The sequence below is a fragment of the Halomicrobium sp. HArcht1-1 genome, assembly GCF_058933285.1.
Window position 1 is genome coordinate 973,580 of sequence record NZ_JBZYDL010000001.1, and the last position, 23,884, is coordinate 997,463.

Sequence of the window (23,884 nt, forward strand, 5' to 3'; positions counted from 1 at the left end):
CCCGCTGCGAGCGGGCCAAGAGACGAGCGACGGCGGCCGACGGACTCGTTCTGTCTAGTAACACGTGGAAACGGACTTTATCGTTCCGGTCCGCCGCACCACCTGTCTCGGTATCGTCACTTTGCCGTCGACAACGGGACGGAAACGGGCGGACGGGCGCGCCGATCACCGTGGATCGGTGCGTTCATTATCCCGAGGGCGGCGGATGTGGTATGAACGTCGACGACGCCGTCGTCGCCGCGCTGGTCGGGCTGGCACAGGGCGTCCTCGAATGGTTGCCCGTCTCCAGTGAGGGGAGCGTGGCGATCCTCGTCACCGCGCTCACCGGGTCGTCGCCGGCCGTGGCGACGCAGCTCGCGCTGTTCGTCCACGCCGGCACCGCGTGCTCGGCGCTGGCGTACTATCGGACGGAAGTCGGGACGGTGCTCGCTTCGCTACGGGAGTGGTCGCCCCGGACCGCGTTCGACGACGACACGGCGGACCTCTCCTTTCTCGCCCTCGCGACGCTGGCGACGGGCGTGACCGGGCTGCCGGCTCTGCTGGTCCTGGAGGCCGTCGTCTCGGAGCTGACCGGCGGCGCGTTCGTCGTCCTCGTCGGGGGCCTGCTGGTCCTGACGGGACTGCTCCAGCGGTTCGCCGCCTGGGTGTCGCTGGGCACGAGCGAGACGCCCGACTGGCTCGACGCCGTGCTGGTGGGCGGGCTGCAGGGCATCGCGATCCTTCCGGGAATCTCTCGGTCGGGGACGACCGTCAGCGCGTTGCTGTTGCGCGGCCACGAGGGCGAGTCGTCGCTCCGGCTCTCGTTCCTGCTGTCGATCCCGGCGGCCCTCGGTGCGAACGTGGTCGTCGTCCTCAGAGACGGCGTCCCGGTCGTCTCACCGGCGGCCGCCGCGGCCGCGCTGGCGGTGAGTGCCGTCGCCGGCTACCTCACGGTCGGGGCGCTCGTCAGCCTCGTCCGGCGCGTCCCATTCTGGACAGTCTGTGTCGGCTTCGGCGGACTCGCGATGCTGGGCGGTGGCCTACTGCTGGTCTGACGGCCACGAGAGAAGGTGTCGGCCTGAAGGACTTATATACCGGTAAACGCAACGTTCGTGACGAGCGAGGAGATGAGCAGCGAAGAACAGAAGCTGGTCGACACTGCGGGCGACTACATGTACGCCGTCAAGGGCGGCACGCCGGTCGATGACCCACAGTGGCGCTCCTGTCGGCTCGTCATGACCGACAAGCGCCTCGTGTTGGCCAACAGCTCCGGCAAGCAGGCCCTGCCCCACAGCAACATCGAGGTGGTGGGCGAGGAGGAGCTGCCCGCGTCGGTCGATCCAGCGGGGGCGACGCCGATGCGTATCGGCGACAACGTCGTGCTGTTCGACGCTGCCGACGTCTCCGACTTCGAACTGGAGTACTGCCGTGCGACCCTCCACGCGACGGTCATCCTGACGAAACACCCCGCCGTCGTCGGCGGCGTGATTCAGGACGAAGCGACCTGGCGCAAGACCAGATTCCAGCTCGACGACGACGTGATCACGCTGGCGTTTCCCGGCGGCGAAGAGACGACGTTCGCAGTCGACGACGTGGGGACCGTCGAGACGAGCGAACAGACGGTCATGGGAGAGATGCGGACCATCCTGGAGGTCGAGCACACCGACGAGGACGACCGCAGCGTCGAGACGTACTTTTCGGGGATGGACCACCACACGACGGCTCTGCAGTCGCTGTTCGAGCGCGTCATCGAAGAGCGAGAGGGCGACTACGAACTCGACGAGATCGAGAGCCAGGTGTTGATGGCGCTTTACTCCGGGGTCTCGCCCTTCGAGATGTCGGACTTCGTCGGGATCCCCGTCGACGAGGTCGAGGAGATCTACCAGAAGCTCCTGGACGTGGGTGCAGTCGACGAGGTACGCACCCGGACCGAGGTCAGCCTCAACGCCCAGGGTCGCAACATGGCCAGCGAGGCGATGAACGAGCAGTAAACCACACGGACGGGGCCAATTCTCCCGTCCAAAAACTGGGGCGGAAGTTATATTCCCCAGAGTGGGCAACGTGCCCGTAACGACCCCGGACCAGCATGAGTGACACCGAGAAGAAGATCGCGGACACGCGCGGGCAGTTCATGCAGGCGGTCCAGGAGGGACGCGAACGCAACGACGCGTCCTGGACCGCCTGCCGGATCGTGCTCACGACGCAGCGACTGGTCCTGATCTCGGACGGGAAACGACAGATCTCTCTGCAGTCGATCGACCGGATCGCGGATCGACACGACGTCAACCAGGCCAGTGCCGGCGTCTCGAACTACGTCGCGCTCCACGTCGGCGAGGACGTACTGCTGGTTTCGGCCGGCGAGCACGAGGCCTTCGAGACGGATCTGTACCGGGCGTCGCTGAACGGCGAGATCATCCTCGTCCAGCACCCGGCCGTCGAGGGCGGCGTCGTCCAGAACACCGAGTGGACGAAAGGCCGGATGAAAGTCACCGACGAGGCCCTGCAACTCGCACTGGCAGACGGACAGGCCGTCGAGGTCGAACGGGCGGACATCGGTGGGCTGACCATCGAGGACAAGACGGTGTCGGGCGAAGAACGAACCGTCATCGAGGTTGAGCACACCGACGACGGAATCAGCGTCGAGACCCACCTCGCGGGCGAGGAGTTCCACGCGACCGTCCTGCAGGTGATGCTCGAAGAGAGCGCCGAGCGAAACCAGGCCGATCTCGACCTCTCCAGTACGGAGCGGCGGGTCATCATGGCGCTGCACTCGGGGGTCTCCCCGTTCGACATCCCCAGCTTCGTCGGAATCGACGTCGAGCAAAGCGAGGAGATCTTCGACCGGCTGATCGAACTCGACGTGATCAGCGTGGTTCGCGAGCGCACCGAAGTCCAGTTGACGACGAAGGGACGGCGCGTCGCCGGGGAGAACATCAGCGAACAGTGATCGGCCGAGACTGCGGGTAGGCTCTGCCTACGGTCGTTTCCGCGGCGAACGCCGCTCGTTAGGGGGGGCAAAACGTTCAAACGTCCGCTGAATGATTAGTTTCGTATGAGCGTACGAACCGCCGTCGTCCTGGCGGCCGGTGAGGGAACGCGACTGCGCCCGCTGACGCGCAACCGTCCCAAGCCGATGTTACCCGCGGGGAACCGCCCGATTCTCGAATACGTCTTCGACGCCCTCGTCGAGGCCGGTCTCGACCGGATCGTCGTCGTCGTCGGCTACAAGCGCGATCGCGTGCAAGACCACTTCGGCCCGTCGTACCGGGGCGTCCCGCTGAGCTACGTCACACAGGGCAAACAGTTGGGCAGCGGCCACGCTCTCCTACAGGCCCGCGACGCGGTGTCCGGTCCCGTCCTCGTGGTCAACGGCGATCGCGTCATCGACGGCGAGACGGTCGGCTCCGTGATCGACCACTTCGAGACCGACCCAGAGACGCCGGCACTGGCGGTCTTGGAGCGTCAGGACGCCAGCCACTACGGGGCCGTCGACCTGCGGGACGGCGATCTCCACTCGATCGTCGAGAAGCCCGAGACCGACGAGTACCGTCTGATCAACGGCGGCATCTACGCGTTCCCCGAGTCGATCTTCGACGAGATCGAGGCCACGCCACGGGCCGAAGGGGAGCTGGCACTGACCGACACGATCGCGCGCCTGATCGACTCCGATCGGGTCCGCGCGGTGACGACCGACGGGCTGTGGGTCGACGCGACGTATCCCTGGGACCTGCTGACGGTCGCCCGCGAGGTGCTGGCTCGCGGACGGGTCACGGAGTCGAACCGTCGAGACAGTGTCTGGGTCGCCGACTCCGCGCACGTCCACGCGGACGCGACGCTGCAAGCACCGGTCGTGGTCGGTCCCGACTGCGAGGTCGCGGCGGGGACGGTGCTGGGACCGGACGCGGCGCTGGGAGCGAACGTCACCGTCGGCGCGAACGCGACGGTCCAGCAGTCGGTGCTCGACGCGGACACGCGCGTCGACGCGGGCGCGACGCTGGTCGATACGGTCGCCGGACAGGACGTGACACTCGGCGTCGAGACGGTCGTCCCCGGCGGTCCCGCGGACGTACAGATCGGGACCGAAGTGTTCGAAGACCGGACGCTCGGTGCGGTGTTCGCCGACCGCGTGACGACGCGAGGGAACGTCTCGGTGTCGCCCGGGACGCTGGTCGGCCCGTCGGCGACCCTCCACGCGGGCGTTCACGCCTTCGGCCACGTCGCCGAGGACGCCGAGGTGGTCCGCTGATGTGCGGGATCATCGGCTGTGTCGGCCGGGCCGACGAGACCCTCGACGTACTGGTCCACGGGCTCTCGAAGCTGGAGTACCGCGGCTACGATTCGGCCGGGGTGGCGCTTGCCGACGACACGGTTTCGGTCGCCAAGCGATCCGGCGAGATCGACGAGCTGCGTGCGCTGCTCGACGAGACGACGATCGACGGCGCGGTCGGGATCGGACACACGCGCTGGTCGACGCACGGTCCGCCGACCGACGCCAACGCACACCCACACGGGGACTGCACCGGCGACGTGGCGGTCGTCCACAACGGGATCATCGAGAACTACCAGTCGATCCGGGACGAACTGGTCGCCGACGGTCACGAGTTCGCCTCCGACACCGACACGGAAGTGATCCCACACCTCGTCGAGGACGCGCTGGCAGACGGCGCGGAGCCGATGGCGGCACTGCGGCGGGCCGTCGACCGCCTGGAGGGGAGCTACGCCGTCGCCGCGGTCGTCGCCGGTACGGAGGCGGTCTTCGTCGCACGCAACGACTCGCCGCTGGTGCTCGGCCTCGACGAGGGAAGCGAGCCACACGGGGCATCGGCGGCCACCGGCGGGACGACCCGAGCGACCTACCTCGCCAGCGACGTGCCCGCGTTTCGGGACTACACCGACCGGGTCGTCTACCTCGCCGACGGCGAGTTCGCACGTCTCGACGCCGAGGGCTGGACCGTCACCGACGGCGACGGGACCCCCGTCGAGAAGGAGATCGACACCGTCGCCTGGGACGCCGAAGAGACCGGCAAGAGCGGCTACGATCACTTCATGCTCAAGGAGATCCACGAACAGCCCCGCGCACTCCGCCAGTGTCTTCGGGGTCGCGTCGACGAACTCGGTGCCGCCGTCGACATCGAGGATCTCGGCGACCTCTCGCCGACCGGCGTCCAGTTCGTCGCCTGCGGGACCTCCTATCACGCCGCGCTGTACGGCGCACAGCTGTACCGACGGGCCGGCATCCCCGCCCAGACCTTCCTCGCCAGTGAGTACGCGACCGCACCGCCGCCGATCGGCGACGCGCTCGTGGTCGGAGTCACTCAGAGCGGCGAGACCGCAGACACCCTCTCGGCGCTGCGAGAGGCCCGCCACCGCGGCGCACGCACGCTGGCCGTGACCAACACCGTCGGCTCGACCGCGGCACGCGAGTGCGATCACGCACTGTACATCAGAGCCGGCCCGGAGATCGGCGTCGCCGCCTCCAAGACCTTCGCCTCGCAACTGGCGGCGCTGAACCTCCTGGCGCTCGGGACCGCGCCGGTCGACCGTCCCCGCGAGGCGATCGCCGGACTGCGTGACCTGCCGGGACAGGTGCAGGCGCTGCTGGACGACTCACGCGCCAGTGCGGTCGCCGAGCAGTACCAGGACGCCGGAGCGTACTTCTTCGTCGGCCGCGGCCACCAGTACCCCGTGGCACTCGAAGGCGCGTTGAAGATGAAAGAGATCACCTACAAGCACGCGGAGGGGTTCGCCGCGGGCGAACTCAAACACGGTCCGCTCGCGCTGGTGACCGACGACACCCCGGTGTTCGCGGTCGTCGTCGGCGACGGCGAGCAGGCCCGCAAGACCGTTGGCAACGTCAAAGAGGTGGAAGCTCGTGACGCGCCCGTCGTCGCCGTCACGGACGGGCGAAGCGACGTGGAACGGTACGCCGACGAGGTGCTGAAGATTCCCGAGACCCGCCCCGAAGCCGCCGCGGTGCTCGCGAACGTCCAGCTCCAGCTCGTGTCGTACTACACCGCGAAGGGGCTGGGCCGATCGATCGACAAGCCCCGGAACCTCGCGAAGAGCGTCACCGTCGAGTAGCTACCGGCGGACGAGCTCCCGTCTCAGCGGCCCCACTCGCGCTGGGTCTTGGGTCGCGAGGCGATGTCCTGGACGTTCAGGGGCTGGTCGTCGGCGTTGATCGCTTCGAGGGCGGCCTCGGCGGACTCGCGCGTCGAGAAGTACGTGACCGTCTCCTCGACACACGCTTCCAGCACGTCGCGGTTACGCGACAGCACCATGTCGATCTCGCCGTTCTGGATCGCTTCGACGATAGCGTCGACGTCCTCGAAGTCGTCGAAATCGAGCACGTCGAAGTGGTCCTCGAAGCCGATGATCGGCATGTCGACCAGCGCCGTCCCGTCCAGCGGGATCGGTTTGTCGACGGACATCTGTGCCTTCTGGTAGGCCTTCCCGAAGGAGCCGGCCGTCCCCATGACCTCGCCGGTGGACTTCATCTCCGGGCCGAGGCGCGGGTCCGAGCCCGGCAGGCGGTCGAACGGCAGGACGACCTCCTTGACCGAGACCTGGTCCGGGACCTGCTCCTCGTAGTCGAGTTCGTCGAGGGTCGCGCCGGCCATGACCTTCGCCGCGATCTTGGCCAGTGGGACGCCCGTCGTCTTCGCGATGAAGGGCACGGTTCGGGAGGAACGCGGGTTGGCTTCGAGCACGTACACCTCGCCGTCGCGGACCGCGAGCTGGACGTTGAGCAGCCCCTCGGTCTCCAGGGCCGACGCGATGTCCTCCGTGACCTCGCGGATGCGGGGCATCACGTCTTTGATCTCCTGGGAGCGTGGCGGGATCATACACGCGGAGTCACCGGAGTGGACGCCCGCGGTCTCGACGTGCTCCATGACGCCGCCGATCAGCACGTCCTCGCCGTCGGCGACGGCGTCGACGTCCAGTTCCACGGCGTCCGCGAGGAACTCGTCGACGAGGATCGGGTTGTCCGGGGAGACGCGGATGGCCTCCTCGATGTAGGTTTCGAGGTCCTCGTCGTTGTACACCACGTCCATCGCGCGGCCGCCGAGCACGTAGCTCGGACGCACCAGGACGGGGTAGCCGATGTCGTGAGCCAGGTCCAGCGCCTCTTCCTTGCTGGTCGCCGTCCCGCCTTCGGCCTGTGCGATGCCCAGGTCGTCCATCAGCTGGTTGAAGCGGTCACGGTCCTCCGCGAGGTCCATCGCGTCGACCGCGGTGCCCATGATCTCACAGTCGAGGCCGCGACGGTCGAGTTCCTGTTCGAGCGGGTGGCCGATGTCGACGGAGGTCTGGCCGCCGAACTGAACCATCACGCCGTCGGCGTTGGTGGCTTCGACCACGTCGGCGACTTCCTCGGCCGTGACCGGCTCGAAGAACAGGCCATCACTGGTGTCGTAGTCCGTCGAGACGGTCTCGGGGTTGTTGTTGACGACGTGGGCGTCGATGCCGGCCTCTTCGAGCGCGCGGACCGCGTGGACCGAACAGTAGTCGAACTCGACGCCCTGCCCGATCCGGATCGGGCCGCCACCGACCACGACGACGCTCTCTACGTCGGGGTCGATCTGCAGCTCGTTGCGGTCGATCCCCGAGATGGGGTCTCGCGTCGAGTAGTAGTACGGCGTCGTCGCCTCGAACTCGCCGGCACAGGTGTCGACGAGCTTGAAGTCCCGATCGACCGTCTCGCTCTCGACGTCCTCGACCGTGACACCGGACCCATCCGTCGCCGCTTCGAGTTCGTCGCCCTTCTCGCTCAGGTCGCCCTCCGGAACCCAGGAGGCGTGCGTGTCGTTGAACTCGCCGCCCGCCATCGCGGTGATCTCCTGGTCGGTGAAGCCGGCCTCGGCCGCGGTCGCGAAGTCGCCGTTCTGTGCCGCCTCGGCGGCTTCCTCGATCTGCTGGAAGCGCTCGACGTACCAGCGCTCGATGTCGGTCAGCTCGACGATCTCGTCGACCGTGTAGCCGCGGGCGAAGGCCTCGAAGATGGCGTAGGGCCGATCCGGCGTCGGGCGGATCAGGTAGTCGTCTTCGAGTTCGTCGTCGTCGACCTCGCTCCAGTCGACGGCGGGGTCGTACTCCGAGGAGCGCAGCGCCTTCAGCATCGACTCGGGGAAGGTGCGGCCGATGGCCATCGCCTCGCCGGTCGACTTCATCGCCGTCGACAGCTCGAACTCCACGTCGCGGAACTTGTCGATGGGCCAGCGCGGCACCTTCGTGACGACGTAGTCGATCGCGGGCTCGAAGGCCGCCGTCGTCTCGCCGGTGATCTCGTTGTCGATCTCGTGGAGACGCTTGCCCATCGCGACCTTCGCAGTCACGCGAGCGATCGGGTAGCCCGTCGCCTTCGAGGCCAGCGCGGAGGAACGGGAGACACGGGGGTTGACCTCCACGACGCGGTACTCGCCGCCGGGCGTGCCGTCGTCGCGCCAGGCGTGCTGGATGTTACAGCCGCCTTCGATCCCGAGTTCGCGGATCACCTTCAGCGCGGAGTCACGCATCGCCTGATGGCCCTCGTCGGGGATGACCTGCGAGGGCGTGACGACCGTCGACTCGCCGGTGTGGATCCCCATCGGGTCGATGTTCTCCATGTTACAGATGATGATACACGAGTCGTCGGCGTCGCGCATCACCTCGTACTCCAGTTCGACCCACCCCTCGATGGACTCGGTGATCAGCACCTCGCTGTTCCGAGAGAGGCGCAGCCCCTTGCGGACGCGCTCGATGAGTTCCTCCATCTCGTGGACGACGCCCGAGCCGGAGCCACCGAGCGTGTACGTCGTGCGTGCGATGACCGGCAGGCCGCCGACCTCGTCGACGGCGTCCTCGACGCGGTCGCGCAGGCTCTCCTCGGTCAGTTCGGTGACGGTCTCGCCCTCGTCGAGGGTGATCGTCGTCGAAGACGGCACCGGCTCGCCGATCTCCTCCATGCGCTGTTTGAACAGGTCACGATCCTCCGTCGCGTAGATCGTGTCCAGCGGCGTGCCCATGATCTCGACGTCGTGCTCTTCGAGGACCCCCTCCTCGGCCAACTCGGCCGTGACGTTGAGGCCGGTCTGACCGCCGAGACCGGCGATGACGCCGTCGGGATCTTCCTTCCGGATGATCTCGGAGATCGCCTCGGTGTTGATCGGTTCGAGATACACCTTGTCGGCCATCTCCGGATCGGTCATGATCGTCGCCGGGTTCGAGTTCACCAGGACGACCCGTGCGCCCTCCTCCTGCAGGGCACGGCACGCCTGTGCGCCGGAGTAGTCGAACTCGGCTGCCTGTCCGATCTGGATCGGGCCACTCCCGATGAGCAAGATTGTGCGGTCTTCGCTCTCTGTCATTGTCCGTGGGGAGTCCGCACATCGTAATAAGCCCGGCGAAAGGATACGAAGATCGAAACCGAATTTCGAATGTCGTAATGTGGTGGTGTCGCATGGGTGGTCGTGACACCACCCTGACCGTCGATCGATCGAACGCGTCCGACGGACAAACGACTGTCCCATCACTCTACCGGCTACAATCCCGGACTGGCCCGGGCACGCCTCACGAGACCGACAGCCGGCGAGCGCCAGCCACCCGATCAGTTGTTCCGGTCGGCGAACTGGTACCGGTAGGGCTGGTCGCGAATGACCTCGACCTCACCGGTCTGTGCACGCCGTCCGAGTACCGTCGCGACGCGGTGGGCGCTGTCGAACTCCTCGCCGTGCTCGTCGAGGACCTGCAGGATCTCGCGCGCCGTCAACGGCTCGTCCGGGTCGGCGTCTTCGAGCACCGATCGAATTCGCTCGAACTCGCCGTGCCGTGTGCGCATGTGCATACACACGCCTTCACACACCATATAACACCGTCAGACAGCCGTCAGACGGCGTTCTGGGCAGAACCGCCGGACGGCGAACTGTCGGAAGATGCAGACAGCTGTCATACGCTATCGCCGGCCGATCTATGTTCTATGGTCGGATCTATATAGACTGCTCGCTTCGCTCGCGAGACGCTCCGAATTGCTCGTCCGGACCACGACTCATACTGCCGGCTGTAACTTCGTGAAGATCTTCGCCACCCCGGGGTGGCGAAATCGTTCACAGATTTACAGCCGGTAGTATCAGACCGGCGAGTCGTGCTCGGACTCGAAGTCTCGCCGCGCGCGGTACTGCTCGACGAACACGCTGACGTCGAACTCCAGCATCTCCTGTTCGAACTGGTCCATGACCGCGTCGTCCTCGGCGTGGCTGACGGCGTGTTCCATCAGCTCGACGAGCAACTCGACGACGATCTCGTGGAGTCGTCGGGAGTCGAAGTCGGCCACCCACACCAGAGCGTAGCCGACGGCCCCGTCCTCTGCCACGTCGGCGACGGCCATCTCCTCGGGGAACTCCTCCATCACGATCGCCATGAGGTGCGCCGTAGTGAACTCCTCGCGGTCGTCCTCCGCCGGTTCGACGGTCTCGGTGAGGATCTCGACGAGAAACTCCGGGACGAATCGCGAGAGGGGGTGCATGTCCATCACGACGGCGTGGGTCTCGCCGCAGCGACAGTCGATCTCCCGCAGGCCCATGTCGAGTTCGTGGATGGAGCGCTCTTCCCCACAGGGCAGTTCCATAGACTGGCCCCCGTCCCCGGGCACGCCGGACTCTGTCATTGCCTGACCTAACGGATTCCGGGGGTTAAATCACGCGAAGTACGACCGTGGTAGACTGTGAACGAAAAACTATTTCTCTTGTCGAGAAACACTTACCGAAGACTGGATGAACGCAACCGAGCTCACGACGCTACTGGGTGACCCCGCACGATTCTTCGAGCGCCGCGGCGAAGGGCCGAGCCTGCTCGGCCCGTTGCTGGTCGTCGTCGTCGTCGTCGCACTCTGTGCTGCCGTCGGCTCTGTCGTCACGACACTCCAGTTGGGGCAAGCCCTCCAAGGAGATCTACAGACGCTGTTTCTCTTCATGGCAGCTTTCGAGGGCGGTCTCGCCCTGTTCGTGCCGTTCGTCTCGTGGGTGTTGTACGTTCTCGGCTTCACAGCTTGTGGCAGCCCTCCTCGGCGGCGACAGTGACCTTCGAGAGCTCTTTGCGCTGACCGGTTGGGGGTTCCTTCCGCAAGCTTTCGGTACAATCGTATCGACGCTGGTGGCCGTCGCCACTCTGCACGGCGTCGAATTACCGATCACGATGCAGTCAGCGTGGGCAGAGTATCCACTGCGTCGGAACGTCTTCTTCGTCGTCTCATACGGCATGCCGGTCCTCGCAACGCTCTGGAGTGCTTACATCTGGCTCCCTGCTGTCAGGCGGGTGACTGGGCTCGGGCGTCGGCGAGCAGTTGTTACCGTGGCGATCCCTGTGGCAATTGGTATCACGATCACTGTTTTCGGTTCTTTCGTCCTGCAGTGGCTGTAGCTACTCTCCGGTCGTCTGGCCTGTAAGAAGACGAAAACGTGGACAGGAGTAGACGCCATACGCCAGTCGAGCTCCGAGCAACGAGCTTGCGTGGGAGACCCCGTAAGTTATCAATTAAGGCCAATCGTCGCGTTGCTCCTCGGACTCGACGGCGTCGGGAGACTCCGGATCGCCCAGTTCCCAGTCGGCCGCTTCTGCGGCACCTTCGACGGTGAGGTACTCCCAGTCCGCGGTCTCGGCCAGCGCCGCGTCCTCGTCGGTCGTGCCGACGAAGACGTGGCGCTCGGTGTCGAACTGCTCTTTGACGTTGCCCAGGCTCTCCTCGCGCCCGCGTGGGCCCGAGAAGAAGTCCTGCCTGATCCGGTGTTTCCGACAGAAGTTCGTGACGACGTAGGTGGGTTTCTCGGAGATGACGCCGACGTACTCGGCCCACTGGCGCGCGTCGTTGAAGACGGCGTCGGGGTGGGCCAGTTCCTTGAGCGCCGCGAGCTCGATCGCGAGTGTCATGTCGCCGCTGCCGCCAACCATGCCCGAATCTCGGCCGTCACCGGAAAAAAGGCCGTCGGTTCTACGGCCGGCGGTCGTCCGCGTCCCGGAGCTTCGACGCCTCTTCGTTGACTTTCTCCATCTCTCGGACTGCCCGTCGACCGTCTGGTTGGTCGTGGGCGTAGTTGACCGAGGCGTCGAGGAGCGATCCGGCGTGATCTCGCTGGTCGTCCTCGTCGGATCGCCCGCGACGCGAAACGCCGACGAGCCACCGGATCAGAGCACGGAGCATACACGACTGTTGTATCCTCACCGACAAAAAGTGTCGGTCGAAGCGACGTGAAAGACCTTCCCGCGGTTCACTCGGCCTGTGCGGGAGCGACTTCTTCGAGGCGCTCGATGTCGACATCTTCTTCGAGCAGCAGTTCCTTCTTGTCCGCGACCTCGCGTTCCTCGCGGATGAGCTTCTTGAACTTCGACTGCTGGGAGAGATCGCCGATGAGCACGCCGCCGATGAGCTTGCCGTCCTTGAAAGTGAGTCGACGCCACTCCGTGTCGGAGTACTTTCGCTCGCAGTCCTCGTCGCCGAGCGTCGGGTGACCGAAGGAGAGGAAGGGGAAGTCGAAGTGGGTGATCGAGTACGTCGAGACCCAGCGGAACTCTTCTTCGGCCGCGTCGGCGACCATGTTGGCACCGGCGACCGATCCCTGCTCTTTGGCCGAGCCCCACGCGCCGTTCTGTGCGCGCTCGTCGAGGATCGTGTCGTAGAACTGCGTGATGTCGCCCGCGGCGTAGACGTCTTCGACGTTGGTCTGCATGTACTCGTCGACGACGATCCCGTCGTCGGTCTCGATGCCCGAGCCGGCGAGGAACTCGGTGTTGAAGTCCAGACCGATCGCGACGCCCGCGAAGTCGCCGTCGTAGCGGTTACCGTCGGGGTCGACGGCCGCCTCGACGTGACCGTCGTCGTCGACTTCGAAGTGGTCGACGCCGGACTCGAAGACGGGTTCGACGCCGACGCCGCGCATCGCGTCGTGGATGATCTCCGCGCCGTCGAGGCTGAGCGCGTAGCGCCACCAGCGGTTGCCACGCATGAGGAACGTCCCGTCGATCCCCTGTGCGCCACAGATCGCGGCGAGGTCGATCCCGAGCAGGCCCGCACCGACGATGATCGCGTCGTCGGTCTCCTCGGCGTGTTCGCGGATGTTGCGGGCGTCCTGGAACGTCCAGAAGTGGTGGATCCCGTCGGCGTCGGCGTTGTCGACCGGGAGCTGCGCCGGCGTCCCGCCGGTCGCGACGAGCAGCTTGTCGTACTCGTAGCTGTCGCCCTCGTGGGTGTGAATCTCGTGGGCGTCGGTGTCGACTTCGGTGACGTGCGTGTTCAGTTCGAGGTCGATGTCTCGCTCCTCGTACCACTCGGGTTCGTGGATCGAGATCGGTGCTTCGGGGAGCTTGCCCTTCGCGAACTCCTTGATGAGGATCCGGTTGTACAGGGCCTCTCCCTCGTCCGTGATGACTGTGACGTCTGCGTCTGGATCGGCTTCGCGGATCGACTCTGCAGCCGACGACCCCGCGATGCCGTCACCGATAATCACGTGCGACGTGCTCATAAGCGGGACGTTGGATATCGGGCTTAATGTGGATTGCCATCTTCGCGTCAGGTGGCAAGTATTGACGCGGCGGGTGAGAATTACCCCCGATCGCGGGGTTGAAGGCCGTCGCGACCAAGGGAAACGTGATGAAACTCCGCCAGAACGTCAAGCACTTCGCGGCCAAGCAGGCGCTGACACTCCCAGTCGTCGGCGAGGCGGTCAACGACCGGCTGGTGGACTTGCACACGAACGTCTTCGCGGACAAGGCCGACGCGAGCCGCGCCGACGAGCGGCGCGCCCACCTCGACGACTTCTTCGACGCGACGATGGACACCTACGTCGCCGCGCTGGACGCCGGCTTCCCCGAGGCCGAGGCCAGAGAGATCACACACGTACAGGCGAACTTCGACTTCTACAACCACGGCTGGACGGAGATGATGGAGTTCCCCGTCGACGAACTGGCGGCCCACTACGAGCGCTACGAGTCGTTCTTCGAGCGCTACGACATCACGATCGACGAGCCACTCGGCACGTTCGCTCCCGAAGACGGCATCACCGAAGCCCCGTCGACGCCCGAAAAGCTCGACGACCCCGAGCACCCTCACGCGGAGGGCGGGTTCGCCGACGACGTGTACGTCGAGACCGACGACGGCGAGATCGTGGTCGGCGGTCAGGAAGAGCCCACAGACGTAGATCCGAGCGAGGCCCCCGGCGTCGAAGAGTAGCGCCGCCGGTCGCCGTAGACCGCCCTCCGACAGTGCCATCCAGGCGACGGTCGGACGACGGCGTCCGCTGGACGCCGCGACTGCGGACAGCCCCAAACAGCGCGAGCAATCGAACTACCGGTCCCCGGTGATCCGGTCGGCACACTCGTAGCCGGCGACGATGCCGCCGTTGAGGCTCCGCTCGGGATACTGTGCCCGAGAGGCCATCCCGGCGTAGTAGACGCCCTCGGCGATCTCGTCGGCCAGGTCGTACGGGACGGCCATGTCCAGATAGCCCCGCTCGTAGATCGGTGCCGTCCGCGGGTTCCGGGCGGTCTCGACCCAGTTGACGCTGTCGCGGTCGAAGTCGGGAAACAGTCCCTCGATGCCTGACAGCCACGTCTCGCGGATCTCCTCGTCGTCCTGTTGCCAGTAGGGGTCGTCCGTGTGCTGGACGTACTTGGCGATGTAGACGAGGTGTTCGCCGCCGTAGCGCTCGGGCGGGACGAAGTTGGTGTGCTCGATGAGCGCCCCGAACGGAGCCTCGTCGGCGATGTTGAGCCAGTAGGTGTCGGTCAGCGACTCGTCCAGACTGATCACCGAGCAGATCGTCCCCTGGAAGTCGATCCCACATTGATACCCCGTCAGCGCCTCCAGTACCGTCGGCATCGCGGCGACGACGGCGGCGTCGACCCCGTGAGTTTCGGTTCCCTCGTCGGTGTCGACGGTCAGCGAGTCGACGGCACCGCCCGTCGTCGAAAGCTCCGTCACGCGTGCGCCGGTCGTGATGTTCTCTCGGCCCACCGCCTCGACGAGCGCGTCAAGCAGCCGGCCGAAACCGCCGTCGAGGTAGCCGAGAATCTCCCCGTTGAGGATGTCTCGCTCCCCGCGGAACTTGATGCGCCCGAGCAGCCAGGCGGCGCTTACGTCCGCCGCGCGCTCGCCGAACTTCGCTTCGAGCAGCGGTTCGAAGAAGGTCTCGTAGACGTTCTCCGTCGTGTGCTCCCGTGCGAACTCCTTGACTGGCACGTCCTCGAAGTCTTCGAGGCGCTCGTAGGTGTCGAACTTCGGGACGCCACCGCGAACGTCGATATCGAGCGTGAGCATCCCGAGCCTGAACTTGTCGTAGACGCTCCAGTGTGGGAAGGCGAGGATCTCCCAGGGCTTGTCCATCGGGTGGACGACCCCGTCGACGTAGTAGGCGTTCTCGCCGATCCGCCACTCGACGTCCTCGCCCAGCCCCAGCTCGTGGGCCAGCTCGACGATCGTCTCCTCGGACTTCGAGAGGTGGTGATAGAACTTCTCCAGGGGGTCCCCGGCAGTCTCGTACACCGCGGCCAGTCCGCCGATCTGGTCTGTGGCCTCGAACACGTGGACTTCGTGGCCGCGTTGCTGGAGCCGGTACGCGGCCGCCAACCCCGCGATGCCGCCGCCGACGACGCCGATCATGTCTGCTCGTTTTCGGGCGACCGGGATGTGTGTTGTGTCTCGGCCTGCTGGAACTCGAGGACTGCCACGGCACCGCGGCGCGTGCCGTCGTCCTGGATGTCGTTGTCCTCGATCCAGACCGTCCCGCCGTAGAGGTTCATCATCACCGAGACGAAGTAGAGTCCGAAGCCGTGGCTGGTCTGGCTGGCACCGACGTTGCGCTCGAAGACGGTCTCTTTCATCTCGTCGGTCATGCCGGGGCCGTTGTCGGCGACCCTGAGCTGGACGCGGTCGGCGATCTCGGTGGCGGAGATCTCGACGCGGGGCGCTGGTGCGTCGTTGTGCGTGATGGCGTTCGAGATGACGCTGTCGACGACCTTCTCGATGAGATCGTTGGCGAGGACGGTCAGCCCGTCGTCGACGGCCAGGTCGATGGTCACGTCCGTAAAGTCCTCCGAAAGCGCGTCGACGCGGTCGGACAACACCCTGCCGAGATCGATCCTGTCGAGGCGCTGTGCCTCGCTCGCCGTGACGGTGTCGTTGATCGCCTCGATCTCCTCGCTGAGTTCCGAGAGGTCCTCGCACCACTGGACGATCCGGTCGAGGTGTCGCTGTCTGGCGTCGTCGACGTGGTCTCGCAGGTGGTTCGCTCGTCCTTCGATGACGAGCAAGGCGTTGCGCAGCGTGTGTCGCAACACGCCGTCGAAGAACGCGACCTGCTCGTTGCGACGCTCGATCGCCTGTCGGCTCTGGCGGAGCTCGTGCTCGCGGTCGACCTGCGTGAACGCGACCTGCGTCGTCCGGGCGAGGATCGTCGCGAACTGCTCGTCTTCGGTCACGAACGCACCGGGCTCGCGCGAGCCGATCGCCAGCACGCCGTGGTCGTCGATCGGCACCAACAGGAGGTATCGAAACGGCATCGTCGTCCCCGAATCACGCACGTCCGCCCTGTCGATCGTCTCGGACTCGTAGGCGGTGTACACTGGATGGTCGGCGTCCTCGACGGTCAGCTCCGTCAGCGTACACTCCCGTTCGAGCGCGTCGCTGGCGGCGGCCGGGCGCAGTCGATCGTCCTCGTGGACGTACACCGCGGCGGCGTCCTGATCGAGCACGCGGTCCGCGAACGTCACCGTCAGCTCCGCGATGCGTTCGACCGAGTTGGCCGTGATGAACTGCTGGGTCGCCGCCTGGAGGGCTTCCAGGCGGTCCTGGCGACGCTGCTGGCCGGTCACGTCCCGCAAGACGATGAGCCGGCCGCGCTCGATGCCGTGTTGGTCGTCGATCGAGGTGACCTGCGGATCGAAGTACGTGACCTCCTCGCTGGTGGGGTCCGAGCGCGAGTAGACCGAACTACCGTCGAGCCGTTCGGCGAGCCGCGGAGCGACGGCGGCGAGCCGTCGCCCACAGAGTGGGTCGGCGTCGAACATCGTCTCGGCGGCGCGGTTGTGGTCGAGAATCCGCCCGTCCTCTGCGAGGACGAACACGGGGTCGGGCAGTTCGTCGACGAGGATGTCGCTCGCCAGTGGTCTCACGTCGAGGAGGTCGTACCGGAACAGTCCCCAGCCCAGCACCAGCCCGGTGAGACCGAGTGCGGCCGGCGTCAGATCCACGCCCGGATGCGAGAACCGATAGAACTGCGTCGCGGCGTTGACGATGACGGGCACGAGGATCGCAGTCACGACCGTCGCCGTCTGGAGTCGGTAGATGGCCCGCGACCTGACGAGAAAGCGTGCCAGCAGGAGGAACGCCACCGCGAGGAGGAGGTAGGTATAGAGGAGGTCGATCTGGGAGGGGAGCCCCTCTGTGACGGTCAACACCGTGGCGTTCTCCCACGCCCCGACCCACACGCTCTCGGGTCCCGGTACGAGGTCGTGGAACGGAGCCGTCGCCGAGAGGACGGTGTAACTGGTCGGAACGAGCCACAGCGAGCCGACGAACCGCGGCGTGAGAACGTCCTCGCGGCCGATGTAGGAGAGCACGAACACCAACACGAGCGGGGCGGTGCTGCTGGAGGCGGCCCGTGCGATGCGGTCGAACAGGTACGCGCCCGCCATCTGATCGGTCAACAGGCGGGCCGTCGCCATGAACGCCCACGCAGCGGCAGCGACCATCAGCCAGCCAAACGCCGCAGCCGGCGGCTGGTCGTGGCTGCGCCACGCGAACACCGCCATGGCACTGCAGATCAGCCCACTGACCAGCGTCGTGGCGACGACGCTCCAGAACACGTACGTGGCCATTCGATTATCTCGTTCCGACAATATCCGTTCCGACACTAATCAGTTGCCCTGATATCGGCGGTTGCCGTCGCTCGTCGGTCGGTCGCTGTGACGCTCACCGGGAAATCGCTACGACCGGCGCTGTCCGACCGAACCCTGCGTACGGTCCGCTACCTTTTTGCCTGCAGTGGGGATACTCGGATGCATGTTGACCGTCCGGGCACCGGCAACGAGTGCCAATCTTGGGAGCGGGTTCGACGTGTTCGGCGTCGCGCTCGAGCGCCCGGCGGACGTGGTTCGCGTCTCGAAGGCCGAGCGGACGACCATCGAAGTGACGGGAGCCGGGAGCGAGTACATCCCGGAAGATCCGGAGAAAAACACCGTCGGCGCGGTCGCCAAAGCGCTCGACGCCCCGGCACACATCGAGATCGACAAGGGCATCCGACCCGCGTCGGGGCTGGGTTCTTCGGCCGCCAGCGCCGCTGCCGCGGCCGTCGGGCTCAACGAGCTCTACGACCGGGGCCACAGCCGCGAGGCGCTCGTGCCGATCGCCGCCAAGGGCGAAGCCGTCGTCTCCGGGGACGCCCACGACGACAACGTCGCCCCGTCGATCATGGGCGGGTTCACGATCGCGACCGACGAGGGGGTCACGCAGGTCGACGCCGACATCCCGCTGGTGGCCTGCCTCCCCGACATCGTCGTCTCGACGCGCGACGCGCGACGCGTCGTCCCCGAGCAGGCCGGCGTCGACCAGCTCGTCGAGACCGTCGGCAACGCCGCCAGGCTCACGACCGGGATGCATCGGGACGACCCCGATCTCGTGGGGGCCGGGATGTACGACTCGATCGTCACGCCGGCCCGAGCGAAGCTGATCGACGGCTACGCGGACGTTCGAGCGGCCGCACTGGAAGCGGGCGCGACCGGGGTCACCATCAGCGGTGCCGGCCCGACCGTCATCGCCGCCTGTCACGAGGGCGATCAGCGAGCGATCGGCTCGGCGATGATCGAGCGCTTCGCCGAGGAGGACGTGGAGGCCCAGGTGTACCAGACTCGAATCGGCGCTGGCGCGACCGTGTTCTAGGCGCTGTCTCCACCAGTTCGCTTTTGTGTCACGTGATCGACGTGCGAGTATGGTCCCCGATGCGAGCGACGGCACGGACGAGGAGGCGACGGGCGAGTGGCGGCGGCGCGGCGACGGCGGCGTCGATCCGGGTTTCGATCCGGACACGCTGTACCGGGTCGTCCGGGCCGCGATCAAAGACGCACTGTTGGACGTGATCGGCACGTTGCTGTTGCTCGGCGTCGCGCTGGTGGTGGTCACTACCGGCGGACAGTTGCTCCTCGGTGCGATGTCCGAGGTGGCGACGGCGGTCGGTGCCCTGCTCGTCCTGTTCGGGCTCTACCTCGGGGCTGCGACGCTGGGGCTGATCCCGCCGCTCCGAGAGTGGGTGTAACCCTCAGTATAGCGGGTGTCTTTATCGGGCCAGAGCATGTTGTGTGTACACATGGAACGCAGACAGCCGGAGTTCGGGACGGACGGCTCCAGGTCACCGGCACCGATCGCGGTTCGACTCGTGTGGCTCGGCACCGCGCTGTGCGTGCTCGGAGTGCCGCTCGTCGTCGGCGTCGCTCTCGCGGTCGTCCTGTCGGCACCGTCGCTGGCGGCGGGTGCCGACAGTGCCCTCGCGGCCGTCGAGGGGCCACTCGGCGCGCCCGACGGCGTCGAGTGGCTGCTCCACGTGGGCGTCCTCGGCGTGCTCGTCGGCGCGTGGCTCGCCGGTGCGGGGCTCGTGAGCGCGGAGCTGTTGCCCTGATCACACTACCGGCTGTACGTCTGCGAAGAATTGCTCGATCCCGTGTCTCGAATCTCTTGAAACAGTACAGCCGGCAGTATCAGTCCGTCTCGCCGTCGGCGTCCGCCGAGGGCTGTCCGTCGGCCAGTTGTCCGTCGCGCAACTGGGTTGCGGTCCCGTCGCGTGCGGACAGTTCGCGCTGTGGGTACGGCACCGTGATCCCCTCGTCGTCGAACGCCTCCTTGACGCCGCTGACGACCCCCGAGACGGCCCGCCACTTCCGCGGTGGGCTCGGATGTTCGATCCAGTAGCGCAGTTCCAGCACGATCGCGGAGTCGCCGAAGGCCTTCGGGATGACTTTCGGTGCCGGCGCGTCCTCGACGATTTCGACGGCTTCGATCGCGTCGAGGGCCACCGTCTCGGCGTGGTCGGGGTCGGCGTCGTAGTCGATTCCCACCTCCGTCCGCAGCCGCAGCCGGCCGTTTGAACTCCGGTTGGTCAGGGACCGATCGTTGACCTTGTCGTTGGGCAGGACGACCGTCTCGCCGTCGAAGTTCTGGAGTCGCGTGTTGAGGATCGTGATGTCGGTGACGATCCCCTCCTGGCCGTCGACTTCGATCCAGTCGCCGACGGTGAAGGGACGCGAGAACATGAGGACGAAGCCGGCGATCAGCGAACCCAGCGTCTGGCGAGCGGCCAGACCGACGACGATCCCGAGGAATCCCGCCCCGACCAGCAGACCGCTGAGGTTGATCCCCCACAGCGTCATGATCGACGAACCGACGGTGACGAGCAGGACCACCTGGCCCACCCGCAGCATCACCTCTTCCTGGTGCTGGGTGACCCGGTCTGCACCCTGGCTGAACCGATCGATCACAGTTCTGAGCTGGTCGGAGCCGACGTAGGCAAGCACCAGCAACACGGCAGTCATCGTCGCTTTGACGAGGTTCGGGATCGCAGCGAGGATCAGCCCACCGGTGGCGACGGCCACGTCGACGAGTCCCCAGACGACCAGCAGCGAGAGCGTGCCGACGATCAGGACCGACACCTGGAGAATCCGCAACGCGATCCCCGAGATCGTCGTCGGGATGTACATCCCGACCAGCTCGACGCCGTCGGCGACGCGGCTGTCGAACAGTCGGGACGCGAGGACGCGGCGGATCTGGCGAATGAGGAGGGGGACGACGACGAAGACGGCGAGCAGCGCGGCGATCACGAGCACGGCGGTGACGGCCGCCCGTCCCTGGGTCGTCGCGAGTTCTTCGAGGAACCGCTGTCCCTCCCCGAAGACGGACGCCACGGTGTCCTGAAACACCGGCCAGTTCGACGCGGAGCCGTTGGTCGGGACCGGCGTCTCGTCGCCGACCGGCGTCGTCGTCTGCATAGTTCCCCCAGAGACCTACAGCGGCTTCAGGGTTGTCCTCCGGAGCGGTACCGTCGGCTGTCCATCTGTGACCGATTTCGCCACCCCGGGTGGCGAATAGCTTGAAACAGCGACAGCCGGCAGTATCAGTCGAGTCGCCGCTGGAGAAATCGGTCGCGAATCTCCGGCTCGGGGACCGGACACTGGTCTTTCTTGCCGAACACGCGATAGCGATACTCCGCCACCAGATCGTAGACCCCGTCGCGAACGCGGGTGGGGAGTACGATCGCCGGGTACAACAGCGGCCACGGGCCGTCGAGCCGTCGGGCCACGCGCAGTGCGGCCGTCGACTTCGTTGCGACCGCGCCGTCCTCGATCAGGACGACGGAGTCGAACGTCTCTGTCGACAGGTCGTGGCGTTCGAGCAGGGCCTGGCCGACCTCGGACTGGAGCGGTGCGAACCGGAACGTCCCGGCCGCGTCGAACCGCACGACGAACCGGACTGCGGCGTTACAGAGGTTACAGACGCCGTCGAACAGGAGTACTGGTCCGTCGATGTCGTCGAGTCGAGCCGCCACGGCGCGCTCGTCGCTCCCGCCGTCGAGGTCGTCGGAGCCGTCGTCTGCGGGCGTGTCGGCGCTCACGGGTCGAGATTGCTCGCTGTGTTCGAACGCTCAGACGCCACGGCCCTGCATCTTCTCTTCTTCCGGCAGGTCGGCGTTGGCGTCGCCCTTCATGCCGCCGCCGATGTTCGACGCGATCTCGGCGAGGCGCTCGGGGTCGTCCCAGTTGTTGACCGCTTCGACGATGGCGGTGCCCATCGCTTCGGGGTCCTCTGCGCCGAAGATGCCCGAACCGACGAAGATGCCGTCACAGCCGTGGTGCATCATCAGCGCGGCGTCGGCGGGGGTCGCGATGCCACCGGCGGCGAAGTTGACGACCGGGAGGCGACCCATCTCGGCGGTCTCGTGGACGAGATCGGCCGGGGCCTCGTGCTCGCGGGCCCACTTCTCGCGTTCCTCGTAGTTCATTCCGTCGAGTTCTCGGATCGCGCCCTTGATGTTGCGCTGGTGGTGGACGGCCTGGTTCACGTCGCCGGTGCCGGCCTCGCCTTTGGTTCGAATCATCGCCGCGCCCTCGTCGATCCGGCGCAGCGCCTCGCCGAGGTTGCGCGCGCCACAGACGAACGGGGCGGTGAAATCGCGTTTGTCGATGTGATAGCGGTCGTCGGCCGGCGTGAGCACCTCGCTCTCGTCGACCATGTCCGCACCGGCGGCCTCGAGGATCTGGGCCTCCTTGGTGTGTCCGATCCGGGACTTGCCCATCACCGGGATCGACACCTCGTCGATGATCGCCTGCAGCGAGGCGGGGTCGGCCATCCGAGAGACGCCACCGCGCTTGCGGATGTCCGCCGGCACGGCTTCGAGGTTCATCACGGCGACGGCACCCACGTCCTCCGCGATGCGGGCCTGCTCGCGGTTGACGACGTCCATGATGACGCCGCCTTTCTGCATCTTCGCGAAGCCGCGCTTGACCAGTTCCGTCCCCCGCTTGAGGTCTTCGAGATCGGTATCGGACATTACGCTCTGCTTAGGATTGGACTCACTTAACGCGTGTCCTTCTGTGTGGGACACAGTTACACAGCGCGTGCCTGCTCGTGCTCGCGCCGGCTGTAAATCGACCGCCGTCGGTCCGGTTCACAAAGGCTTTGGCCCACGCGGTCGGCAGATCAGGTATGCACTGGCGGCTCTTCGCGACGCTGGCCGAGACGGCCGGCGAGGATCGGGTGTCGGTCGACGACGCCGAGACGGTCGGCGAGGCCCTCGACGCACTGCTGTCGGCCCACCCCGCACTCGAATCGGAAGTGCTGGACGACGACGGCTCGCTGGTCGACCACATCCGGCTGCTCCACGACGGCGACGATCCGTTCGCGGCCGGCGACGGGCTCGACACGCCCGTCTCGTCGGGCGACGAGCTGGCGCTGTTCCCGCCGGTCAGCGGCGGATAGCCCGTCACTCTCTGCCCGTCAGATCCGCGGCCGTGACGAAGCTCGGCGAGTCGTCGGTGTCGGCCCGGACGAACGCCGCCTGGCCGACGTGGCGTGGCGTCTCCGGGAGCAGGATTCGGACGGCGTCGGCACCGATCGCCGCGGCGTCGTCCCGGATCGCGGTGACCAGCGCGTCGGCGGCCTCCGCGTCGTCCCACGCGGCGACGCCGTATTCGGCGACCTGCTCGTCCGCGCCGGCTGCCGTCCTGACCCGACAGGCCATCCCGCAGGTGCCGTCGCGCCTGACCGTGAACACGCGCTGGTCGTCGGCCAACTCGTGGAGGCCCCCGCGGGTCAGCTCCGAGAGTGCCCAGGAGTGTCCCGCGTCGAGGGTCAGCCCCCGCAGTGCCGTCCGCGCGTCGCTGTCAGTCCAGTAGTCCCAGGCCGCCGCGGGATCGGCGTCGACGGTCTCACCGGGGGTCCCTTCCCGTGGCGTCGGCTCGGCCCACCGGAAGCTCGTCACCGGCTCGAACCCCGCGGCGATCGACTGACCCAGCCCGGCGTCGTTCCACGAGAACACCATGTTCCGGGCGACGGTCGCGCCCCGGTCCCGAGCCCACTCGAAGAGCGCGTCGACCATCCGGAGTCCGAGGCCGGCCCGCCGGTAGCCGGGATCGACGCGCATCCCCTGGACCCACGCTTCGTGATCGGTGAGCATGAGTGCCTGACAGAGTCCGACTGCGTCCCCGTCGATGTCGACGACGACCGTGCGCTGGTCCGGCCCGTCTCCCGCGACCCAGTCGCGGAACACGTCCGGAATGTAGTCGCGCTGCTCGCGGTCGTCCCACGTGTCGGCTGTGAAGGCGGCGACGGCCTCGTAGTCGTCTTCGCGGGCCTGTCGAACGGTCCCGTTCATGCGTGTCCCTACGAGCCGAGCGCCTT

General features: G+C 66.6%; 24 protein-coding genes. 12 read left to right on the top strand and 12 right to left on the bottom strand.

The window, feature by feature from the left end; translation table 11 throughout:
• Window positions 1-212: 212 nt before the first annotated feature.
• The 5 genes from AC5FRZ_RS05285 (at window position 213) to glmS (ending at window position 6,060) form a co-directional block, all read left to right on the top strand.
• Window positions 213-1,034 (top strand): undecaprenyl-diphosphate phosphatase, encoded by an 822-nt coding sequence (locus AC5FRZ_RS05285; protein WP_493564079.1) that lies wholly within the window; start codon window positions 213-215, stop codon window positions 1,032-1,034.
• Window positions 1,035-1,106: 72 nt separating this feature from the next.
• Complete coding sequence (locus tag AC5FRZ_RS05290) at window positions 1,107-1,970, top strand: CheF family chemotaxis protein (protein ID WP_493564080.1); 864 nt, start codon at window positions 1,107-1,109, stop codon at window positions 1,968-1,970.
• A gap of 95 nt (window positions 1,971-2,065) precedes the next feature.
• A complete protein-coding gene (locus AC5FRZ_RS05295) occupies window positions 2,066-2,926 on the top strand; it encodes a CheF family chemotaxis protein (RefSeq protein ID WP_170093699.1) in 861 nt (286 codons plus the stop codon).
• 105 nt (window positions 2,927-3,031) lie between these two features.
• On the top strand, window positions 3,032-4,225 hold the full coding sequence (locus AC5FRZ_RS05300; protein ID WP_208628687.1) for a sugar phosphate nucleotidyltransferase: 1,194 nt from the start codon (window positions 3,032-3,034) through the stop codon (window positions 4,223-4,225).
• Window positions 4,225-6,060: a glutamine--fructose-6-phosphate transaminase (isomerizing) gene (glmS, locus tag AC5FRZ_RS05305; RefSeq protein WP_153552578.1), complete on the top strand. Its 1,836-nt coding sequence runs from the start codon at window positions 4,225-4,227 to the stop codon at window positions 6,058-6,060. The genes AC5FRZ_RS05300 and glmS overlap by 1 nt, the downstream gene beginning before the upstream one ends.
• Before the next feature lie 23 nt (window positions 6,061-6,083).
• Here glmS and carB read toward each other — a convergent pair whose 3' ends face one another.
• The 3 genes from carB to AC5FRZ_RS05320 all read right to left on the bottom strand — a co-directional run bounded on the left by carB (window position 6,084) and on the right by AC5FRZ_RS05320 (window position 10,621).
• On the bottom strand, window positions 6,084-9,326 hold the full coding sequence (carB, locus tag AC5FRZ_RS05310) for a carbamoyl-phosphate synthase large subunit (protein ID WP_493564081.1): 3,243 nt from the start codon (window positions 9,324-9,326) through the stop codon (window positions 6,084-6,086).
• Between the two features lie 239 nt (window positions 9,327-9,565).
• Window positions 9,566-9,796 carry a hypothetical protein gene (locus tag AC5FRZ_RS05315; protein WP_018257712.1) on the bottom strand — a complete coding sequence of 77 codons (231 nt, stop codon included), beginning with the start codon at window positions 9,794-9,796 and terminating at the stop codon, window positions 9,566-9,568.
• A 288-nt stretch (window positions 9,797-10,084) separates the two neighbouring features.
• The gene (locus tag AC5FRZ_RS05320; RefSeq protein WP_493564082.1) at window positions 10,085-10,621 is read right to left on the bottom strand and encodes a DUF5815 family protein; all 537 of its coding nucleotides are present in this window, start codon (window positions 10,619-10,621) and stop codon (window positions 10,085-10,087) included.
• Window positions 10,622-10,727: 106 nt separating this feature from the next.
• On the opposite strand from AC5FRZ_RS05320, the gene AC5FRZ_RS05325 reads away from it, so the two are divergent.
• Window positions 10,728-11,033, top strand: a complete 306-nt coding sequence (locus AC5FRZ_RS05325; protein ID WP_493564083.1) for a YIP1 family protein — start codon at window positions 10,728-10,730, stop codon at window positions 11,031-11,033.
• Entirely contained in the window at window positions 11,005-11,373 is a 369-nt protein-coding gene (locus AC5FRZ_RS05330; RefSeq protein ID WP_493564084.1) for a YIP1 family protein, read from the top strand. The genes AC5FRZ_RS05325 and AC5FRZ_RS05330 overlap by 29 nt, the downstream gene beginning before the upstream one ends.
• A 114-nt stretch (window positions 11,374-11,487) precedes the next feature.
• Here the strand turns inward: AC5FRZ_RS05330 and AC5FRZ_RS05335 are convergent, their stop codons facing one another.
• The 3 genes from AC5FRZ_RS05335 to AC5FRZ_RS05345 form a co-directional block, all read right to left on the bottom strand.
• Window positions 11,488-11,901 carry a DUF7124 domain-containing protein gene (locus AC5FRZ_RS05335; protein ID WP_153552582.1) on the bottom strand — a complete coding sequence of 138 codons (414 nt, stop codon included), beginning with the start codon at window positions 11,899-11,901 and terminating at the stop codon, window positions 11,488-11,490.
• A 40-nt stretch (window positions 11,902-11,941) separates the two neighbouring features.
• Window positions 11,942-12,151, bottom strand: coding sequence for a hypothetical protein (locus AC5FRZ_RS05340; protein ID WP_493564085.1), 210 nt, complete (start codon window positions 12,149-12,151; stop codon window positions 11,942-11,944).
• Window positions 12,152-12,218: 67 nt separating this feature from the next.
• A complete protein-coding gene (locus AC5FRZ_RS05345; protein ID WP_153552584.1) occupies window positions 12,219-13,469 on the bottom strand; it encodes an NAD(P)/FAD-dependent oxidoreductase in 1,251 nt (416 codons plus the stop codon).
• A 128-nt stretch (window positions 13,470-13,597) separates the two neighbouring features.
• Here AC5FRZ_RS05345 and AC5FRZ_RS05350 point away from each other — a divergent pair, with 128 nt between their 5' ends.
• Window positions 13,598-14,176 carry a DUF6149 family protein gene (locus AC5FRZ_RS05350; protein WP_153552585.1) on the top strand — a complete coding sequence of 193 codons (579 nt, stop codon included), beginning with the start codon at window positions 13,598-13,600 and terminating at the stop codon, window positions 14,174-14,176.
• A gap of 114 nt (window positions 14,177-14,290) precedes the next feature.
• On the opposite strand, the gene AC5FRZ_RS05355 is transcribed toward AC5FRZ_RS05350, so the two are convergent.
• Both AC5FRZ_RS05355 and AC5FRZ_RS05360 read right to left on the bottom strand, forming a co-directional pair.
• Window positions 14,291-15,604 carry an NAD(P)/FAD-dependent oxidoreductase gene (locus AC5FRZ_RS05355; RefSeq protein ID WP_493564086.1) on the bottom strand — a complete coding sequence of 438 codons (1,314 nt, stop codon included), beginning with the start codon at window positions 15,602-15,604 and terminating at the stop codon, window positions 14,291-14,293.
• Window positions 15,601-17,820: a sensor histidine kinase gene (locus AC5FRZ_RS05360; protein WP_493564087.1), complete on the bottom strand. Its 2,220-nt coding sequence runs from the start codon at window positions 17,818-17,820 to the stop codon at window positions 15,601-15,603. Before AC5FRZ_RS05360 ends, AC5FRZ_RS05355 begins: the two co-directional genes overlap by 4 nt.
• Before the next feature lie 184 nt (window positions 17,821-18,004).
• On the opposite strand from AC5FRZ_RS05360, the gene AC5FRZ_RS05365 reads away from it, so the two are divergent.
• From AC5FRZ_RS05365 to AC5FRZ_RS05375, 3 genes are read left to right on the top strand one after another with little or no spacing between them, the layout of a single operon-like run.
• Window positions 18,005-18,880: a homoserine kinase gene (locus tag AC5FRZ_RS05365; protein WP_493564088.1), complete on the top strand. Its 876-nt coding sequence runs from the start codon at window positions 18,005-18,007 to the stop codon at window positions 18,878-18,880.
• A 49-nt stretch (window positions 18,881-18,929) separates the two neighbouring features.
• Window positions 18,930-19,253 carry a hypothetical protein gene (locus AC5FRZ_RS05370; protein ID WP_493564089.1) on the top strand — a complete coding sequence of 108 codons (324 nt, stop codon included), beginning with the start codon at window positions 18,930-18,932 and terminating at the stop codon, window positions 19,251-19,253.
• A gap of 51 nt (window positions 19,254-19,304) precedes the next feature.
• Window positions 19,305-19,613: a hypothetical protein gene (locus AC5FRZ_RS05375; protein WP_372479427.1), complete on the top strand. Its 309-nt coding sequence runs from the start codon at window positions 19,305-19,307 to the stop codon at window positions 19,611-19,613.
• A 79-nt stretch (window positions 19,614-19,692) separates the two neighbouring features.
• On the opposite strand, the gene AC5FRZ_RS05380 is transcribed toward AC5FRZ_RS05375, so the two are convergent.
• The 3 genes from AC5FRZ_RS05380 to pdxS form a co-directional block, all read right to left on the bottom strand.
• Complete coding sequence (locus AC5FRZ_RS05380) at window positions 19,693-20,976, bottom strand: mechanosensitive ion channel family protein (RefSeq protein ID WP_493564090.1); 1,284 nt, start codon at window positions 20,974-20,976, stop codon at window positions 19,693-19,695.
• A 125-nt stretch (window positions 20,977-21,101) separates the two neighbouring features.
• Window positions 21,102-21,599, bottom strand: a complete 498-nt coding sequence (locus AC5FRZ_RS05385; RefSeq protein ID WP_493564091.1) for a thiol-disulfide oxidoreductase DCC family protein — start codon at window positions 21,597-21,599, stop codon at window positions 21,102-21,104.
• 30 nt (window positions 21,600-21,629) lie between these two features.
• Window positions 21,630-22,535: a pyridoxal 5'-phosphate synthase lyase subunit PdxS gene (gene pdxS, locus AC5FRZ_RS05390; RefSeq protein ID WP_493564092.1), complete on the bottom strand. Its 906-nt coding sequence runs from the start codon at window positions 22,533-22,535 to the stop codon at window positions 21,630-21,632.
• 155 nt (window positions 22,536-22,690) lie between these two features.
• Here pdxS and AC5FRZ_RS05395 point away from each other — a divergent pair, with 155 nt between their 5' ends.
• A complete protein-coding gene (locus AC5FRZ_RS05395; protein WP_170093713.1) occupies window positions 22,691-22,963 on the top strand; it encodes a ubiquitin-like small modifier protein 1 in 273 nt (90 codons plus the stop codon).
• Window positions 22,964-22,967: 4 nt separating this feature from the next.
• Here AC5FRZ_RS05395 and AC5FRZ_RS05400 read toward each other — a convergent pair whose 3' ends face one another.
• A complete protein-coding gene (locus tag AC5FRZ_RS05400) occupies window positions 22,968-23,858 on the bottom strand; it encodes a GNAT family N-acetyltransferase (protein ID WP_493564093.1) in 891 nt (296 codons plus the stop codon).
• Window positions 23,859-23,884 lie beyond the last annotated feature (26 nt).

Coding starts and splice junctions, on each gene's coding strand:
- AC5FRZ_RS05285 (WP_493564079.1), top strand. CDS start 213: ATGAACGTCGACGACGCCGTCGTCGCCGCGCTGGTCGGGCTGGCACAG.
- AC5FRZ_RS05290 (WP_493564080.1), top strand. CDS start 1,107: ATGAGCAGCGAAGAACAGAAGCTGGTCGACACTGCGGGCGACTACATG.
- AC5FRZ_RS05295 (WP_170093699.1), top strand. CDS start 2,066: ATGAGTGACACCGAGAAGAAGATCGCGGACACGCGCGGGCAGTTCATG.
- AC5FRZ_RS05300 (WP_208628687.1), top strand. CDS start 3,032: ATGAGCGTACGAACCGCCGTCGTCCTGGCGGCCGGTGAGGGAACGCGA.
- glmS (WP_153552578.1), top strand. CDS start 4,225: ATGTGCGGGATCATCGGCTGTGTCGGCCGGGCCGACGAGACCCTCGAC.
- carB (WP_493564081.1), bottom strand. CDS start 9,326: ATGACAGAGAGCGAAGACCGCACAATCTTGCTCATCGGGAGTGGCCCG.
- AC5FRZ_RS05315 (WP_018257712.1), bottom strand. CDS start 9,796: ATGCGCACACGGCACGGCGAGTTCGAGCGAATTCGATCGGTGCTCGAA.
- AC5FRZ_RS05320 (WP_493564082.1), bottom strand. CDS start 10,621: ATGACAGAGTCCGGCGTGCCCGGGGACGGGGGCCAGTCTATGGAACTG.
- AC5FRZ_RS05325 (WP_493564083.1), top strand. CDS start 10,728: ATGAACGCAACCGAGCTCACGACGCTACTGGGTGACCCCGCACGATTC.
- AC5FRZ_RS05335 (WP_153552582.1), bottom strand. CDS start 11,901: ATGGTTGGCGGCAGCGGCGACATGACACTCGCGATCGAGCTCGCGGCG.
- AC5FRZ_RS05340 (WP_493564085.1), bottom strand. CDS start 12,151: ATGCTCCGTGCTCTGATCCGGTGGCTCGTCGGCGTTTCGCGTCGCGGG.
- AC5FRZ_RS05345 (WP_153552584.1), bottom strand. CDS start 13,469: ATGAGCACGTCGCACGTGATTATCGGTGACGGCATCGCGGGGTCGTCG.
- AC5FRZ_RS05350 (WP_153552585.1), top strand. CDS start 13,598: ATGAAACTCCGCCAGAACGTCAAGCACTTCGCGGCCAAGCAGGCGCTG.
- AC5FRZ_RS05355 (WP_493564086.1), bottom strand. CDS start 15,604: ATGATCGGCGTCGTCGGCGGCGGCATCGCGGGGTTGGCGGCCGCGTAC.
- AC5FRZ_RS05360 (WP_493564087.1), bottom strand. CDS start 17,820: ATGGCCACGTACGTGTTCTGGAGCGTCGTCGCCACGACGCTGGTCAGT.
- AC5FRZ_RS05365 (WP_493564088.1), top strand. CDS start 18,005: ATGTTGACCGTCCGGGCACCGGCAACGAGTGCCAATCTTGGGAGCGGG.
- AC5FRZ_RS05370 (WP_493564089.1), top strand. CDS start 18,930: ATGGTCCCCGATGCGAGCGACGGCACGGACGAGGAGGCGACGGGCGAG.
- AC5FRZ_RS05375 (WP_372479427.1), top strand. CDS start 19,305: ATGGAACGCAGACAGCCGGAGTTCGGGACGGACGGCTCCAGGTCACCG.
- AC5FRZ_RS05380 (WP_493564090.1), bottom strand. CDS start 20,976: ATGCAGACGACGACGCCGGTCGGCGACGAGACGCCGGTCCCGACCAAC.
- pdxS (WP_493564092.1), bottom strand. CDS start 22,535: ATGTCCGATACCGATCTCGAAGACCTCAAGCGGGGGACGGAACTGGTC.
- AC5FRZ_RS05395 (WP_170093713.1), top strand. CDS start 22,691: ATGCACTGGCGGCTCTTCGCGACGCTGGCCGAGACGGCCGGCGAGGAT.
- AC5FRZ_RS05400 (WP_493564093.1), bottom strand. CDS start 23,858: ATGAACGGGACCGTTCGACAGGCCCGCGAAGACGACTACGAGGCCGTC.